This is a genomic window from Acerihabitans sp. TG2 (assembly GCF_035013185.1).
GTDB lineage: Bacteria > Pseudomonadota > Gammaproteobacteria > Enterobacterales > Enterobacteriaceae > Acerihabitans.
In genome coordinates this window covers 191,173-205,693 of record NZ_JAYGJO010000003.1, presented here as the reverse complement: position 1 = coordinate 205,693, position 14,521 = coordinate 191,173, and the positions used below count along the sequence as shown (strand labels likewise).

13 protein-coding genes are annotated in these 14,521 nt (G+C 46.5%); 2 read left to right on the top strand and 11 right to left on the bottom strand.

Translation table 11 applies throughout. From position 1 onward, the window contains the following. Window positions 1–33 precede the first annotated feature (33 nt). Complete coding sequence (locus SJI19_RS04180) at window positions 34–807, top strand: glucose 1-dehydrogenase (protein WP_323477007.1); 774 nt, start codon at window positions 34–36, stop codon at window positions 805–807. A 55-nt stretch (window positions 808–862) separates the two neighbouring features. Next, window positions 863–1,180 carry an NIPSNAP family containing protein gene (locus SJI19_RS04175; RefSeq protein ID WP_323477006.1) on the top strand — a complete coding sequence of 106 codons (318 nt, stop codon included), beginning with the start codon at window positions 863–865 and terminating at the stop codon, window positions 1,178–1,180. Between the two features lie 326 nt (window positions 1,181–1,506). Here the strand turns inward: SJI19_RS04175 and SJI19_RS04170 are convergent, their stop codons facing one another. From SJI19_RS04170 to SJI19_RS04120, 11 genes are all read right to left on the bottom strand, one after another. Further along, entirely contained in the window at window positions 1,507–2,520 is a 1,014-nt protein-coding gene (locus SJI19_RS04170; protein ID WP_323477005.1) for a Gfo/Idh/MocA family oxidoreductase, read from the bottom strand. Between the two features lie 288 nt (window positions 2,521–2,808). After that, window positions 2,809–3,114: a hypothetical protein gene (locus tag SJI19_RS04165; protein WP_323477004.1), complete on the bottom strand. Its 306-nt coding sequence runs from the start codon at window positions 3,112–3,114 to the stop codon at window positions 2,809–2,811. 127 nt (window positions 3,115–3,241) lie between these two features. Then, window positions 3,242–4,150, bottom strand: a complete 909-nt coding sequence (locus SJI19_RS04160; RefSeq protein WP_323477079.1) for a DMT family transporter — start codon at window positions 4,148–4,150, stop codon at window positions 3,242–3,244. Between the two features lie 138 nt (window positions 4,151–4,288). Continuing rightward, window positions 4,289–5,224, bottom strand: a complete 936-nt coding sequence (locus tag SJI19_RS04155; RefSeq protein WP_323477003.1) for a zinc-binding alcohol dehydrogenase family protein — start codon at window positions 5,222–5,224, stop codon at window positions 4,289–4,291. A 372-nt stretch (window positions 5,225–5,596) separates the two neighbouring features. Beyond that, window positions 5,597–7,381, bottom strand: coding sequence for a beta-glucuronidase (gene uidA, locus SJI19_RS04150; protein ID WP_323477002.1), 1,785 nt, complete (start codon window positions 7,379–7,381; stop codon window positions 5,597–5,599). Between the two features lie 154 nt (window positions 7,382–7,535). Further along, entirely contained in the window at window positions 7,536–8,801 is a 1,266-nt protein-coding gene (gene uidC / locus SJI19_RS04145) for a glucuronide uptake porin UidC (protein ID WP_323477001.1), read from the bottom strand. A gap of 77 nt (window positions 8,802–8,878) precedes the next feature. Further along, window positions 8,879–10,288, bottom strand: coding sequence for a 6-phospho-beta-glucosidase (gene ascB / locus SJI19_RS04140; RefSeq protein WP_323477000.1), 1,410 nt, complete (start codon window positions 10,286–10,288; stop codon window positions 8,879–8,881). Between the two features lie 146 nt (window positions 10,289–10,434). Further along, complete coding sequence (locus tag SJI19_RS04135) at window positions 10,435–11,721, bottom strand: PTS sugar transporter subunit IIC (RefSeq protein WP_323476999.1); 1,287 nt, start codon at window positions 11,719–11,721, stop codon at window positions 10,435–10,437. Between the two features lie 71 nt (window positions 11,722–11,792). Next, window positions 11,793–12,101 (bottom strand): PTS sugar transporter subunit IIB, encoded by a 309-nt coding sequence (locus SJI19_RS04130; protein ID WP_323476998.1) that lies wholly within the window; start codon window positions 12,099–12,101, stop codon window positions 11,793–11,795. 8 nt (window positions 12,102–12,109) lie between these two features. Continuing rightward, entirely contained in the window at window positions 12,110–12,433 is a 324-nt protein-coding gene (locus SJI19_RS04125) for a PTS lactose/cellobiose transporter subunit IIA (protein WP_323476997.1), read from the bottom strand. A 106-nt stretch (window positions 12,434–12,539) separates the two neighbouring features. Continuing rightward, entirely contained in the window at window positions 12,540–14,486 is a 1,947-nt protein-coding gene (locus SJI19_RS04120) for a BglG family transcription antiterminator (RefSeq protein WP_323476996.1), read from the bottom strand. Between the last annotated feature and the right edge of the window lie 35 nt (window positions 14,487–14,521).

Genomic DNA, 14,521 nt, shown 5'->3' with positions numbered 1-14,521 from the left:
TCGACTGAGTACCACAGAACCAGGAGAAATGACATGGGTAGGCTTGAGCACAAGGTCGCGTTGATAACGGGTGGCGCGCGCGGACAAGGCGAGGCAGAGGCGCGCTTATTCGTTCGTGAGGGCGCGCGCGTGTTCCTGTGCGACGTGCTGGAGGAAGAAGGCCACGCACTCGCCGCAGAGATCGGTAAGGGTGCCAGTTTCGAACGTCTTGACGTCACTGATGCCGGGGCTTGGCAGAGGGTGGTAAGCGAAATAGAGGAACGGACAGGCCGGCTCGACATTCTCATTAACAACGCGGGCACCAACGTTCGCCATGCACTCACCGATACCACGCGGGAGGAATGGGATCGCATGTTGAACGTCAACCTGACGGGACAATTTCTTGGCATACAGGCGTGCGCGCCGCTGATGAAGCACGGTGGTGGCGGCAGTATTGTCAACCTGGGCTCCACTGCCGGCATCATGGGCCACCCGGTCGCTGGCTATTCTACGTCCAAATGGGCGGTGCGTGGCCTGACAAAATCAGCGGCGATCGAGCTCGCGCCCGCCAACATCCGTGTCAACGCGCTCCATCCCGGAGTAATAGCAACGCCAATGATGGACCCTGCCGGTACGCTATTTCGCGAGTTGGTTGAGCTGACACCGCTAGGTCGCGCGGGCCGTCCCGAGGAGATGGCAGAGGTAGTTCTTTTTCTCGCGAGCGACGCCTCCAGCTTCATCACTGGCATTGACCTGGCCGCCGATGGCGGTTTCAGTGAGCTTGGCACTTACGGTGGGGTGTGGAAACATCTCCACACTGCATCCTGACGCGCGGTATAACGCATTCCATTTTTGGAACTATCGACACATCGAGGATCGTCAAATGACGACTTATCAGTTACGCCGTTACTTTCTGGCGTGCGAAAACGCCACCATCGCTTACCTTGCGATCTGGCGCGCCCACATCGCCAGCCTCGGCGCATTAGGCATCACCACCGAAGGTTTTTTCACGGTTGCAGAGAACTCTCGCGAAGTGGTGGCTCTGCTCCGCTTCACTAAGGGCATCGACCCAGAGCAGGCCATCCGGGCCTACATGGCGAGTCCGGGCTTCGCGCAGGACATGGCCGGTTTCGACATGTCGCAGATCACGCGGGTCGAGGTCCAGACCCTCTCGCCAGGTGCGGGTTCGCCACTCAACTGAACGGAATGCTTAACCGCCTGAACAATACAACATTGACTCGCGCCACAGCCGCGCCTTATGTCTTGGCAGTCATTGCAGCACTGTACCCACTAACGCGCCTGAAGCTTGTTCAACTGGTGCCGTCTGCCCAAAGGATGCACACGTTGCCAGTTTCCTATCACTTCTCTTATGCAGTGATATCGTCCAGCAGTAATCTTGCCATTGTCAATAGGGGGTTGCATGACCGCCCGACGCCTTGCCCAGATCAGGAATACATGAAACCCATGCACAGTTAAGGCATTCAGTATTCCTGAACCCTATTTAATTCCTTTTATAACTGTTACCCCTCAGCGGTTGGTCCCCAGCACGGGGCCCGCCGTTCCTCGGCGAAACGAATCCAGGATCCTATCGACGACGGCAGTGGTTTGCGCTGCGGCTTGAGTATCACCCGGGTAACCACTTATGCCATTAAGATCGTCGACAATACCCTGGATAAAGGGTTGCTGCACATGGGTCGGATTGGCGATAGCGGTTTCCTTCACCCCTGCCAAGGTGACCAGGCGTAATGGTGAATCGGCAAAAAACGCGAATTCGATGCGACCGTGCGTGCCGGTAATTTCAACGCGATCGGCATCATCGTGGCCCACATAACACCAGTTACCGACACCTGTGACACCATTAGCATGGCGCCAGGTCGCAGTGACGGTGTCTTCAACATCGTAAAGACCGCCACGATTGCTGGCGTGACCCTGTACTTCGCTGACCGGCCCAAACCAGAATGCGAGCATATCGAGCACATGCACACCCATATCCAAAAATTTGCCGCCCCCAGCCACATCAGCATGCAAACGCCAGGGCAACGTCTCTGGTGAGAGTTCGTTGGGTGCCGGTTTCTGGCGCTGCAGAATGCTCACTGTACACACAGTGCCGATGGCACCCTGATCGATCCAGTCCTTCACCTGCAAGAAACGCGGCATGGCACGACGGTAGAACGCCACATAGAGCCGTACACCGGCGGATTGGCAAGCAGCAATCATGTCCTTGCACTCGTCGTGGTTCATTGCCATCGGTTTTTCCACGTACACATGTTTGCCGGCAGCAGCTGCCTGCAAGGTCAGTGCCTGGTGTTCGGCCGGCGGCGTAGCAATATACACCGCATCAATCTCGGGATCGGCCAGCAAAGCAGCCACATCCGGGTAGACCCGGGACACACCATGACGTAATGCATATGACTCGGCCTTGGCTAACGTTCTGTTGGTCACGCCCAACAGCGTGGAATGCGCAGCCTTGTAAAGTCCAGGCCCGCTTTTTACCTCGGTAACCTCACCGCAACCGATCATGCCCCAGCGAATCGTTTCCATGCGTTATCTCTAATACTGTGGGCTTATACAAGCCAGGATGGGTAGGTCGTTCTTGAGAAAGATTGCTGCGACAACACCAAATGCTCAATCGCGATCAATGCTGGATTGTAGCAAAGGCGACCGACGAGCCCAACTATCAGTAAAGTGAATATGAGCAGTATTCAAGACCTGAAGGATATGAGGATAAGGTAAATTATTGCTCCCGTCATCTCTCTCAATCGTTGCCATCTTGCACCTGAACGATCGTCACGCCCCCGCCCCTTAGAACAGGGATTGCTCGGTCACAGATCATCTGGCGCGGCTAAACTTCTCCGCTTGACCGTGGAGAAAGTCTGTCACTGATCGTACGCGAGTTCGACGCAGCAGGGTGTTCACTTCGCTAAGATCGCGGTGACTCTTGATGGGTGGGCAGAGCCGCCGTTCGCCGTTGGCGCAAACCAAGACCAATCCAGATGACGAGTTCATGGCATAACACGTCGAGGTTGCCACGTTCTGATCAGACCCAGTACCGGCGCCCTTTAGCATGCACACGACATAACTTTTTTTGTACTTGATGGTCACAATCGGTCCGTCCTGTGCCACAGAAGAAGACATTACTGAAGCTCCAGCGTTAACCGGTAGTTTCCGCCCCCTAATTCGATAAAATAGGTGGCGTCAACGTACCACAAGGCATTTATCGCTGGTGTAAAGCCGGTTTACCGTGCGGGATCAAAAGAAGCAGTTAAAACCGTGCTGGACGCCTTGGGCCACGCCAGCGCGGGATAAGCAGCCCTGCCGGTACGGTAATAATAGACAGACAAGCGACAATCAGCCCGATGCCGATCCAGCCACTCAGGGGGAGTGTTTCGCCAACCAGCATCACCGCCAGCACCGCTGCCACCACGGGCTCAAGCAGCGTGATCGTGGTCGCTGTGCTGGCGCTTATCCGGGCCAACCCTATTCCGTAGCAGATATACCCGAAGAACATCGGGATCAGCGCCATGTAGATTCCTACGCCAGCATTCGTCCAAGAGTGTAACAACGGCGCACCGGTCATCAGCAGGACCGGCATCAGTAGAACACCACCGGCACTGAAGGTCGCGCCCATGGCTGCCCGGGGCGCGATGCCTTTGCACATCAGTCGACGTGCAGACCAGGAATACAGGGCGTAGGTGAACCCGGCCACCAGACCCAGCAGCATGCCTGTTGTGGCATGCTCACCACCACCCGCAGGATGCGCACCACGTTGCGCCAGACAAAGCAGCGCCATACCAGCGACCCCGATGACCGCCCCGCATATCCATTTGCGGGTCAGGCGCAGCCCATCCAGGCGATATTCAATTAGCGATGACAACAGCGGAGCCGAACCAATCGAGATGACGGTCCCCACCGCTACGCCGGCATAACGCATGGCGGCATAAAATGCGAGCGGGTACACGGCCACAGCCAGCGCCCCGGTAAGCAAATAAGGCCACTGACGAGCGATCTGTTGGCGTTGGCGTACCATGATGTCGGCGGCGATCAGGCCCTGCAGCAGACCGCCGATGCCCATCGCTACGGCACCGACAGCCAGCGGGCTGAGTTCAGGTGCAAACGTGGCCGCCGTTCCGGTGGTGCCCCACAGAATTGACGCTATAAATACGCAGGCCATGCCGGTCAGGCGTTTAACCTCAGAATGGGTCAAAAAGCCTCCATTAATTCTTCAGCCATGCTAAGGTCAGCAGGTGATTGAGCGTCGATGCCAACTGAAAACCAGCGATGGCAAAAACGCCTGATCACTCGCAGCTTATCACAGCGTAAACACCGTGCGGCAACGACTATCATCCTCGCCCCAGGCGTTGTTCACCTCGCTTAGCGGACGTATCTGGAATGGAATGGAAAAATCGCTCTGCGCGGCGGCTTGCAGAAGTTCGCCGATACAAGCAACCAGCTCTGCGTTCGATACGCTACCAAGGCCGCTACCCATTAGGGTCAGCCCAGAGGAGCGTAGCAATTTACTGTGTAGCGAAATATCCTGGCCGCTCAGCGAACCGATTTGTACAAAGCGCACCACCTTTTCGCCACCGGCAACGGCAGCATGCATGATGTCGAGTGCGCTCTGGCCCCAAAGATAATCCAGCACTACGTCAATGCCCTCGGCCATCAGCGCAGGCAGTTCCGCCGGCAAGGCATCCAGCGTCAGCGTGATATCGGCACCTTGCGTGCGCAGTTTCTCCAGCACCTCACGGTTGCGACCGGTAGCAATGATTTTACCGGCACCAAGATGGCGTGCGATGCGGACTGCCAGACCACCAGAAGTGCCGGTCGCACCATTAATCAACACAGTTTCACCCTTGCGCAACTGCGCACGGCGCGTTAATGCCGCCCAGGACGACATGCCGGGATTGGCCAGCGCGGCGGCCAGTACCGGGTCAAGTGTTGCGGGTAGCGGCACGATACTATTGACCCCCACTCGTGTTCTCTGCGCCATGCTGCCCCAGGGCGAAGTCAACGCCAGGAAGTATACCGGGTCACCGTTGCTGAGATACCCCGAGCCATCAACCCCGGTGATAAAGGGGTACTGTGTCGTTGAGCTGTAATGGGTGCCGGCGGCGCGGGATTTGGCCAGTTGGCTCATCGCGGTCGCTTTCACCGTGACCACCAAATGGTTGTCATCGGCTTTAGGTTCAGGAAAATCATCGTATACCGGCAGTTTTCCCGCCATAGAAACCACAGCTGCTTTCATTTTTGTCACCTTCAGTGAATGAGATAATAAGTGTAATATGCACACATTATGCTTACCGCTGAATGACGTCAATGATAAATGTGCAAAATACACATAAAAACACAACCTTCGACAAAATACACGATGCGAAGCTGACAATTCGCAGCATGGTTAATCATCCACAACATGATGAATTAATTGTAAAATATATCTATATTCGATTGATTTTCGTGCGGTTTGTGCTGCTCGTGGACATCAGTGGTTTTGGTCCCATTGGCGAGATCAAACTCGCCGACCAGGTTGGTGGTGATCCCACCACGTCGACAAGGCGACTTACGCCTCGTGAGCTACGGGACATGCGCGTCACGAGCGCAGCCCCGTATAAACGCATTTTCACTCTCGGTTTGGCTTACGCCCATAGGACATCGTTGTCCACCGTGCCTTCAAAACAAAAGCAGCTGATTTGGGGCGTCTATCGCGGGTGAAAACGCCCTTTTTATTTCCCCCAACGCGCACAATTCCTTGTGACGTCGCAAAATCGGCAAAATTCCATACATGTTCGCCTATGACGAACGGTAGCCGGTCGAATACCTTATGATACATATTGAGAAACGCACATTGATATTCCTCTGACCACATGTCGCCATGGACTGAATGCAATCCAGCCAAAGTATCAGTACCGTACTCAGTGATAATGATAGGTTTAGCGTGTTTTTCATGCCATGCGGTAAGATCATCGGATAATGCTATTTCCGCCGCAACCAAATCACCTGGATATTCATACCATCCATAATAACGATTCAAGCACAACACATCAAAAAGATCGCTGATTTTATCCTCGTGTACAGAAGATTTAGTGATATTGACACAACAAATAGGCCGAGAAGGATCACGCTTTCTTGCCACTTCTACCAAAGGTTGAAAATAGTCGCGACTAGCGGCTTCCCTGGCATCAGGCTCGTTGGCAAGGCTCCACATCACTACAGAGGGATGATTTTTATCACGAGCAACGAGTTCACAGATAGCATTCTGATGCGCTCGTTGAGTTTCATCGTTAAGGGTCTCGGGGCCAAAGAGCTTTTCAGGCCGGGCAAAATTTCTGATCATGGGCAATGACATGTTAAACCCCACCGCGGGCGTTTCATCGATCACAACGATACCGTGCTCATCCGCCCAATCCAGCATTTCTTCCGCGTAAGGATAATGGGAGGTACGATAAGAATTTGCCCCGATCCATGACATCAACGCATGATCGTGGACCAGCAAGACATTATCAAATCCTTTACCTCGCAGATCCGCATCTTCATGACGTCCAAAGCCGGTAAAATAAAAAGGTTCGTTATTGATAAGAAAATTATCACCCTCTACCCTGACGGTTCGAATGCCGACGGGTAATGCGTAGCTATCGTGCTCAGTGTCGATCTGCAAGGTATATAAATAGGCGTTACCTGGTTGCCACAGTACGGGATTATTAACAATCAGGGTGCCATCCTTCCCTTTACTCTCCCCCACAACGATGTTGTCACGATCAACTAATTGACACGTTACCTCTCCCACCGCGTCAATGTGGTAGTTCACCAACCCTTGGTTAAGCGGTGAATGTAAATCGGTGGTTATCGTGATATCTCGAATAAATTTCTTGGGAGTGGTATAAAGCCAAACATGGCGGTGGATGCCTGCATAGTTGAAAAAATCGTGAAAATAATGTTGTTTGCGCACCCCGCCTTGTTCCACGACCATGCCAGGCGGAATGGTCTGCCAGGACAATTCGTTATTGACACACACGGTCAACCTGAACACCCGTTCACCAACGGCATAGGAACTGATATCAGCCTCAAAAGGTGTATAGCCTCCCTGGTGGTTCATGACCAAGGTGTCATTAACCCAAACGGCGCCTCGGTGGGTAACAGCGTCAAACCGGAGAACAATACGTTGATTATCCCAACCCTGAGGCAGTCTTACCGTGGTTTGATACCATACATCGCCCACGTGGTCACGCACCGCGTCATCGGCGAATTGATCGTTATAACTGGCGGGCACGGCAATTTTTCTGGCTTCCTGCAATGGCTTTTTCCACCACTCCTCATTATGCCCGCATCGATGTTGGTCTATTTTGAAGTCCCATAATCCGTCGATTTTTTTGCATTCACGTACATCATTTTCAATGGGTCTTAGCATGTTAAACTCCATATATTGATAAATAGCGCATAGGAGGCGAATTTTTTACCAATCTCACTCGACAGATAAACATGCGAGCTACCCTCCGCCGTTATAATAATATACTGATGTGTTCTTCAATAATAACTTGCATAAAAAATAAAATTCTAGATATTTATTTCATGAGAAAGTCATATTGTATTCCAGCCTTAACATCCCAATAGTGCAGTGAATTGCCTAAACTACTTCCGTTACGTTTTTCTTTTGCCACGTCGGATGCAACATACATTTTCATGCCGGACAGAGGCCCTTCGGTCACATTATAAAACACACCGGCGAGTACGCCTTGGCCGTGGATCTCAATGGTTCGTTGTGAATCCTCATAACCACGTGTCATAAGCGGGGCAAGCATTACGCTGAAATTAGGCTGAAAGAAATATTGAACACCGACCTGCCATGAAAGCATATCTTCTTTATTTCTATCGATACTAAGCGAGTTTGGGTAACCGATGTCAGTATCAACGATGGATCCAGGTAGTGCATGTGTCAGCTTACCTATTGAACTAAAAAAACTGATATCATTCATGGCATAGGTCACCTGACCAGAATAGACCGACGTATTATCATAATAACTATTGGCCCGCGAAATACCGTCAACTTGGGCATAAAATGCCAGCATCTCAACTTTGATACTGTTTTTGTTATCGAGAAGAAATTTTTTCTCAACAATAGTTTGATATTGGTTGGAAACATCCTCCTGCATGGATGCTCCGACGGAGTAACGACTGCTGGCATCATGCCAACTTGCAGCGAGAAATGAGCGCGGGCGGTGAATATCGTAACGCCCGGTTGAGGTATTATATACGCCTTCGTCACGCACCCCAACGGCCGCATCCGACCAATAGAAAACACGTGTCCGCCACATTCCCCAGAGGTCGATATTTTCAGTAGGATCGTAACGTCCGAGAATTCCTTGTGAAATTGTCGGCATGGTCCGTGTCGATCCTCCAGCAATCAGCGGCACTCGATACGGCAAACTCCCATATCCATTATCAGTGCTAAAACGACCAATTTTGATGTGTATATTTTCTGCCGGCTTAAGTTTAATTGCCCCTAACGCGATGCCGAAACTATCGTGATCTGCTAGATAACCTCGTGTACTCCATCTTGATTTGGCTCCGAGTTTATAGACATAATATCCCCCCCCGGATGCACCGATAAAGTCATTGTAGTAATGAGTATTGACATCTACCATTCCACCTTGCACCCAGCCATAAATATCACTAGCCGAAGCGCCAGCACTAGGACGGTCGGCCCGGCGAAAATCATTTTTCAAGCGAAATCGCAGAGTATCTTCATCATCATTTATTTCAGCTGCGTGAATCGTGGTTGTAATCAATACCAAAATAAGCATTAATATACTGTGTTTATTTACCATCATATTTCACTCTCTATTGATAGGGTCAGATTCTATTTTTTATTTATATTTAAAATATTGATTGATATTGTAAATATATATTATTCAATGTGAGGCGCTTTCAACGTTTTTCCACAACTTTTAATAATCTCGGCATACCAATAAAAACTTTTTTTACGTCGACGCACCAAGGTGCCATTGCCATCATCATCGCGATCGACATAAATAAACCCATACCGCTTCGACATTTCAGCTTTCGAGGCACTGACGAGATCGATAGGTCCCCAACTGGTATAACCTAAAATACAAACGCCATCTTCCAGCGCTTCGCCAACCTGATAAAGGTGATCATTGAGGTATTTGATCCGATACTCATCTTGTATTGAGCCATCTTCGGTCAAAACATCCTTGGCACCGAGACCATTTTCCACAATAAAAAGTGGTTTCTGATAGCGGTCATAAAGCACATTTAACAGATAGCGCAAGCCAACGGGATCAATTTGCCAGCCCCATTCGGAATGTGGAAGATGAGGATTTGGAACCATATTTAAGATGTTGGCGCGTGCCTGTTGATTCAGTTCTTGATCTTTTGTGACACAACCGCTCATATAGTAGCTGAAGGAAATAAAATCCACAGTTTCCTGCAGATCCTGACGGTCTTGGTCGGTGATGTATAACCTGATGCCGTGTTTAGAAAACACACGCGTCATATAAGCGGGATAGGCACCACGGGCCTGCACATCCCCAAAGAATAACCATTCACGGTTTTGCTGTAAGGTCTCGATCACATCATCCGGTTTACACGTTAGCGGATAAAGTATCCCTCCCAACAGCATACTGCCGATCTTGGCATCTGATATTAGCGCATGACAGGCCTTGACCGCGCGCGCACTCGCCACTAATTGATGATGGATCGCTTGGTAAATTGCCGATTTATCACTCGTGTTGGGTAGACCAACGCCGGTGAAGGGGGCATGAAGCGACATATTGATCTCATTGAATGTTAACCAATATTTCACCTTGTCACGATAACGGCAAAAAACAGTGCGTGCGTAACGCTCAAAGAAAGTGATCGTTTGCCGGTTACCCCAACCACCATAGTTTTTAACCAGCCCGTAAGGCATCTCATAATGAGATAATGTCACCACTGGTTGGATATTATATTTTGCCAGTTCGTCAAACACACGATCATAAAAAGCCAGCCCCTCCTCATTTGCCGTATCCTCATCACCTTGCGGATAGATCCGCGTCCAAGCGATGGAAATGCGTAAACAAGTAAAACCCATCTCGGCGAAAAGGGCGATATCTTCCCGATAGCGGTGGTAAAAATCGATCGCTATATCCTTGATATTGCTATCCCCAGGCGTGCGTAACTGTCGTTCACCCATGATGCCATGCGGCAATAGATCCGCAGTAGAGAGTCCCTTGCCATCAGTCAAATAAGCCCCTTCTACTTGATTTGCGGCAATGGCGCCTCCCCAGAGGAAATTGTCAGGAAAACATTTGCTCATTATCATCTCTCTATAATATTAGGCACTACCGTATATTCTTTCGCTATGAACATATTGATGAGTTAGGTATTGCCGTAATCTCATCCTATAACACTCTTATTGTTTGATAATGCATAAGGGTAATTAATTAATATATTCCACGGATTTCATTCAGTAGGTTCTTGCTTTCCGTTTTTCTCAAGAATATAAGATTCCTTGTCAGCTTTTCTAAAAAACGGGTACCAGACAAGCACCTGTATGCCGACCAAAAACACTTGTAATACTGCGATTTTCCAACTTCCTTCCATAATCCCGCTAAGAATAATGGGTACGCCCGATATTGGTGTTATTCCTGCGACTCTTGGCACAATACCCAAATAAGTTGCAACATAGGCTATCAATAACGCCAGCGCATTCATAAAAATAAAAGGTATGGCGAATCTAAAGTTGAACACCAGTGGCGTCCCAAAGACTAACGGCTCAGATATACCAAATAGAGCTGGAATAGTAGTCAGTTTCCCCAAGGCTTTGTACCGTTGGCTTTTGGATGCAAACAACATAAGCAGTGTAAAACCAATGGCGCTTGACGACATGGTATAAGTGCTTATAAATGATCGACCAGTAATATTCGGTAACGGGGCGCCAACCGAGTAGGCTGCCAATTGAACTGCATCCAATGAGGTCAATATTGGCAGAAAGACTGAGTACACCACCATTGTGCCATGAATGCCCATGAACCACAGAAGTTGCGCGAAGGTCCAAACAATGAGTATTGTGAAAATGTTACCGCCTAAACCTTCAAGCGGCGTTTGCAAAAATGAATAAACAAACTGGTGCATGTTTTTGAACGGTGTGGCGGAAAACAGCGTTGCAATAATGGCAAACAAAATAATAGATGCAAACCCGGGTATTAGGCTACTAAAACTACTGGCTACCACCGGTGGAACACTCGACGGCATCTTTATAGTGAATCCTTTTCTTTTGAGAAAAACATACACTCTGGTCGACAACAGACTGACAACCATTGCAGTAAAAATACCCGTCCCCCCCAACCACTGCATTGGGATTGAAACAAATCCCTTATCTGGAATGGTTACGGGCGTGACAATGAAAAAGCAAATCAAGGCCAGCAGACTACAGAAAAGGCCATCTTCTTGATGTTGTTTAGCATAACTCCCAGCGATAGCCACACCAAAAATTACTGCCAGGAAGTTTGTGGTAAACATGATTATTATTTTTAAAGCACTGGCTATCCCAACACTTGCAATAAATTCTTTATAGACGGGTATGGGAAGGTTAAGTAAGAGAGCGGCAAACGCACCGAGAATAGTAATCGGCATCGCGCCCATCATACCGCCAGTAATACCGTTAACCAATTTACTGGTCTGTAATTTATTTACTATTGGATTAATTTTACCTGTAATCGTTTTTTTATCAAAGTCAAAATTAAACATATAGACTCCTACCAAAATAATCTATAATTTTGGCCGTCCTTATTTTAAGTATCAACCTCAGAAAACTGAGATCAGCTATTCAACAAAGCCAGAGCATCTTTGAGAACTTTTTCACCATTCATGGTGCCATAATCCACCATATCGATCACTGCAACTTTGATTCCTTTAGGTTCGTATTTTTCTCTGACATCATCCTCGAGATACGCAATCTGCGGACCTAAAAGTAGTATTTCAGTAGGCTCGTTGTAATTTTCAAATTTGGCTTCAGGCATGGCGACAATTTTTGCTGAAATATTATTTTTCTCGGCACTTTGTTGCATTTTTGCCATCAGCATGGACGTTGACATACCCGCTGCGCATATTAATGTGATATAGATCATTTTTACCCTTATTTTTTATAAATGATTTTACAGAGATCAATAATTTCAATCGCAAGGTCTTTTGTTGTAATGGCATTCATCAAATGATCTTGCCCATGGACCATAATAAGAGAGACTTCGCATTTGTTCTCTCCTCTGGCCTCTGCCTGAATGATTTCGGTTTGGAAGCGATGTGCATTTTGTAGAGATTCGGTTGCTTCCTTTATTTTCAATGCGGCTTTTTCAAAGTCCCCCAATTTTGCAGCTCTAATAGCTTGAATTGCTTTGCTTTTCGCACTGCCACTATTAACAACAAGTTCGGTTATGATATCTTCCAAGCTAATGTCCGACACGCTGACTTCTCCTAATGGCTATTTGTCTTTACTCTACAAATTTTTGTTTGAAAACTCCAACCCCAAAATTACCATTTTCAATGTGGTAAATACTGATTTCGCGAGGTCATTCACTTGGACTGGATCCGGAGCCAAGTAAGTCGATCATTACCTCAAACTTCTGATTTTCAATAAGAAAATCAATGTGTTCTTTATTGAACAATAGTTTTGTAGTCAATTGATAAAACCGTTCTATGTCTTCATCTTCCTCATCGGAGAGTGCAATAAGAAAGATGACCTGCACTTCGTTATTACCCCACCATAATGACTCTTTTAATATCCCCACCGTGACAAAATTGACTTTGGTGATCACTTGAAACGGATGTGGAATAGCAACCAAATTGCCGAAATCAGTTTGTCCTAAATCTTCTCTTTTTATTACAGCATCATAAAACTCATCAGGAAGTTCAACATATTTTTTTGTATGTTCACAAAGAACTTTTATCGCTTCTTTCTTGGTTTTAACATTAATATTATTCAAAAACAAAGACTTGCTGTAATATTTTTTCAAAAATTCGTTACTACCCATCTTAAACATCTCACTGTAGGTGACAATATCTTTTTGTTCTAGAAATGGGTTCACTTCAAATACAGGTACGGGTACACTCATATTAATAGGGATAGTCGTAAAAACATAATCTATATTATTCGCCTTAAAATCAAAAGAAACCAACTCGTAAGCGGTACACTCGTATATGTTATTTATGTATTTACCAAAAGCCTGCTTATATTTATACATAAACAATTGCGTCGTTCCCTTTCCAGAGGAACACACAATGACAATGTTCTTTTTTTCAATAACAGTGTTTTTCTTTTCAAGCGCCAGTTCAAAAATCATAGCAAAATATCCTATTTCATCATCAGGAATATTTTTCTTATAATGTTGTTTTAAAACAATACACGCAGTTATAGCAATAGTGTAAGCTAAGGCATACTCTTTTTTAATCTCATCAAGAAGAGGGTTTTTCAACGGAATGCCATATAGCATTCTTATATCAAATGGCACCATATGTTGATTAAGGGACATTCGTAATTCAAGATTATTACGGAAGTCAATTTTAAAACTACCAAAAATAACGTCTAACATTGCAAGCGATAAACTATCTATCTCTCCAGATATAATAATGTTAGATGCTATATTTTTGCCCGACCTAGGTGAAAGTTTAGCTTCCATATGCAACGCCAAATAAACCGTTTCTTGCTCAGGGAAATTGACACTGATTTCTTCCTGTATTTTTGATACGATCTCTTTTGCTACAAAAAGAGTATCCGCATCAATCAAGGAACATATTTTATCATTATCGATAGACATGATAAATCCCTGTCTGACGCGCACAATCGATACATATATATGCAAAATAAAATTATCCAACGATATTTCAGAAATACGTAATCCGTGATTATAGATCATATCAAGAACTATTTTACCAATGATTTTCAGCTCTAACTGTTTGTGGCCATTCTCTTTATTTAATCCACTTCGTCTCTGCAAATTATTAGCTATGCATATTCTTTTATCAATTTCTTTCCCTTGTATGGTTATTCCATAATAAGGCCTTCTATCAAGTGATAAATTATAAACATCAAGAATACAGTCTATTTTTTTCAAAATTGATGTCATCGTATTTCTGGAAACATACAATAAATCGCAGATCTCCTCCAACTTTATATATTCATTTCGATTTAATAGTAATGCCAAAACATAGAGCACCCTTTCATTAGAGGTTGTGGGTGTTTTCTTTTTATCATTCCGTTCTATTTTTTCATTAAATTCGCTAAATTTTTCTTCATTCAAAATAGCTAATTGATATCCCATTTTAGATTTTGAATTTATAATCGCTCCGTTTAATATTAAAATATCATTCAATTCCTTTATTCTCATCCTAATAGTTTTCTCACTTACACTATTTTTTTTGGCCAATTCATATGCAGTATGATATTTTTTATCTAGAAATTCATTAACAATAGAATAAAATTTATAATTAATTTTATCATTACATTTTTCGAAAAACATATTTTTCTTCTTTTGATAATGAAAATATTGATGAT

What these genes read in the sequence shown, in the direction of transcription:
- uidC (WP_323477001.1), bottom strand. Translation starts at nt 8,801, where the DNA reads ATGATGGTAAATAAACACAGTATATTAATGCTTATTTTGGTATTGATT.
- uidA (WP_323477002.1), bottom strand. Translation starts at nt 7,381, where the DNA reads ATGCTAAGACCCATTGAAAATGATGTACGTGAATGCAAAAAAATCGAC.
- SJI19_RS04135 (WP_323476999.1), bottom strand. Translation starts at nt 11,721, where the DNA reads ATGTTTAATTTTGACTTTGATAAAAAAACGATTACAGGTAAAATTAAT.
- SJI19_RS04130 (WP_323476998.1), bottom strand. Translation starts at nt 12,101, where the DNA reads ATGATCTATATCACATTAATATGCGCAGCGGGTATGTCAACGTCCATG.
- SJI19_RS04165 (WP_323477004.1), bottom strand. Translation starts at nt 3,114, where the DNA reads ATGTCTTCTTCTGTGGCACAGGACGGACCGATTGTGACCATCAAGTAC.
- SJI19_RS04170 (WP_323477005.1), bottom strand. Translation starts at nt 2,520, where the DNA reads ATGGAAACGATTCGCTGGGGCATGATCGGTTGCGGTGAGGTTACCGAG.
- SJI19_RS04160 (WP_323477079.1), bottom strand. Translation starts at nt 4,150, where the DNA reads ATGGCCTGCGTATTTATAGCGTCAATTCTGTGGGGCACCACCGGAACG.
- ascB (WP_323477000.1), bottom strand. Translation starts at nt 10,288, where the DNA reads ATGAGCAAATGTTTTCCTGACAATTTCCTCTGGGGAGGCGCCATTGCC.
- SJI19_RS04180 (WP_323477007.1), top strand. Translation starts at nt 34, where the DNA reads ATGGGTAGGCTTGAGCACAAGGTCGCGTTGATAACGGGTGGCGCGCGC.
- SJI19_RS04175 (WP_323477006.1), top strand. Translation starts at nt 863, where the DNA reads ATGACGACTTATCAGTTACGCCGTTACTTTCTGGCGTGCGAAAACGCC.
- SJI19_RS04120 (WP_323476996.1), bottom strand. Translation starts at nt 14,486, where the DNA reads ATGTTTTTCGAAAAATGTAATGATAAAATTAATTATAAATTTTATTCT.
- SJI19_RS04155 (WP_323477003.1), bottom strand. Translation starts at nt 5,224, where the DNA reads ATGAAAGCAGCTGTGGTTTCTATGGCGGGAAAACTGCCGGTATACGAT.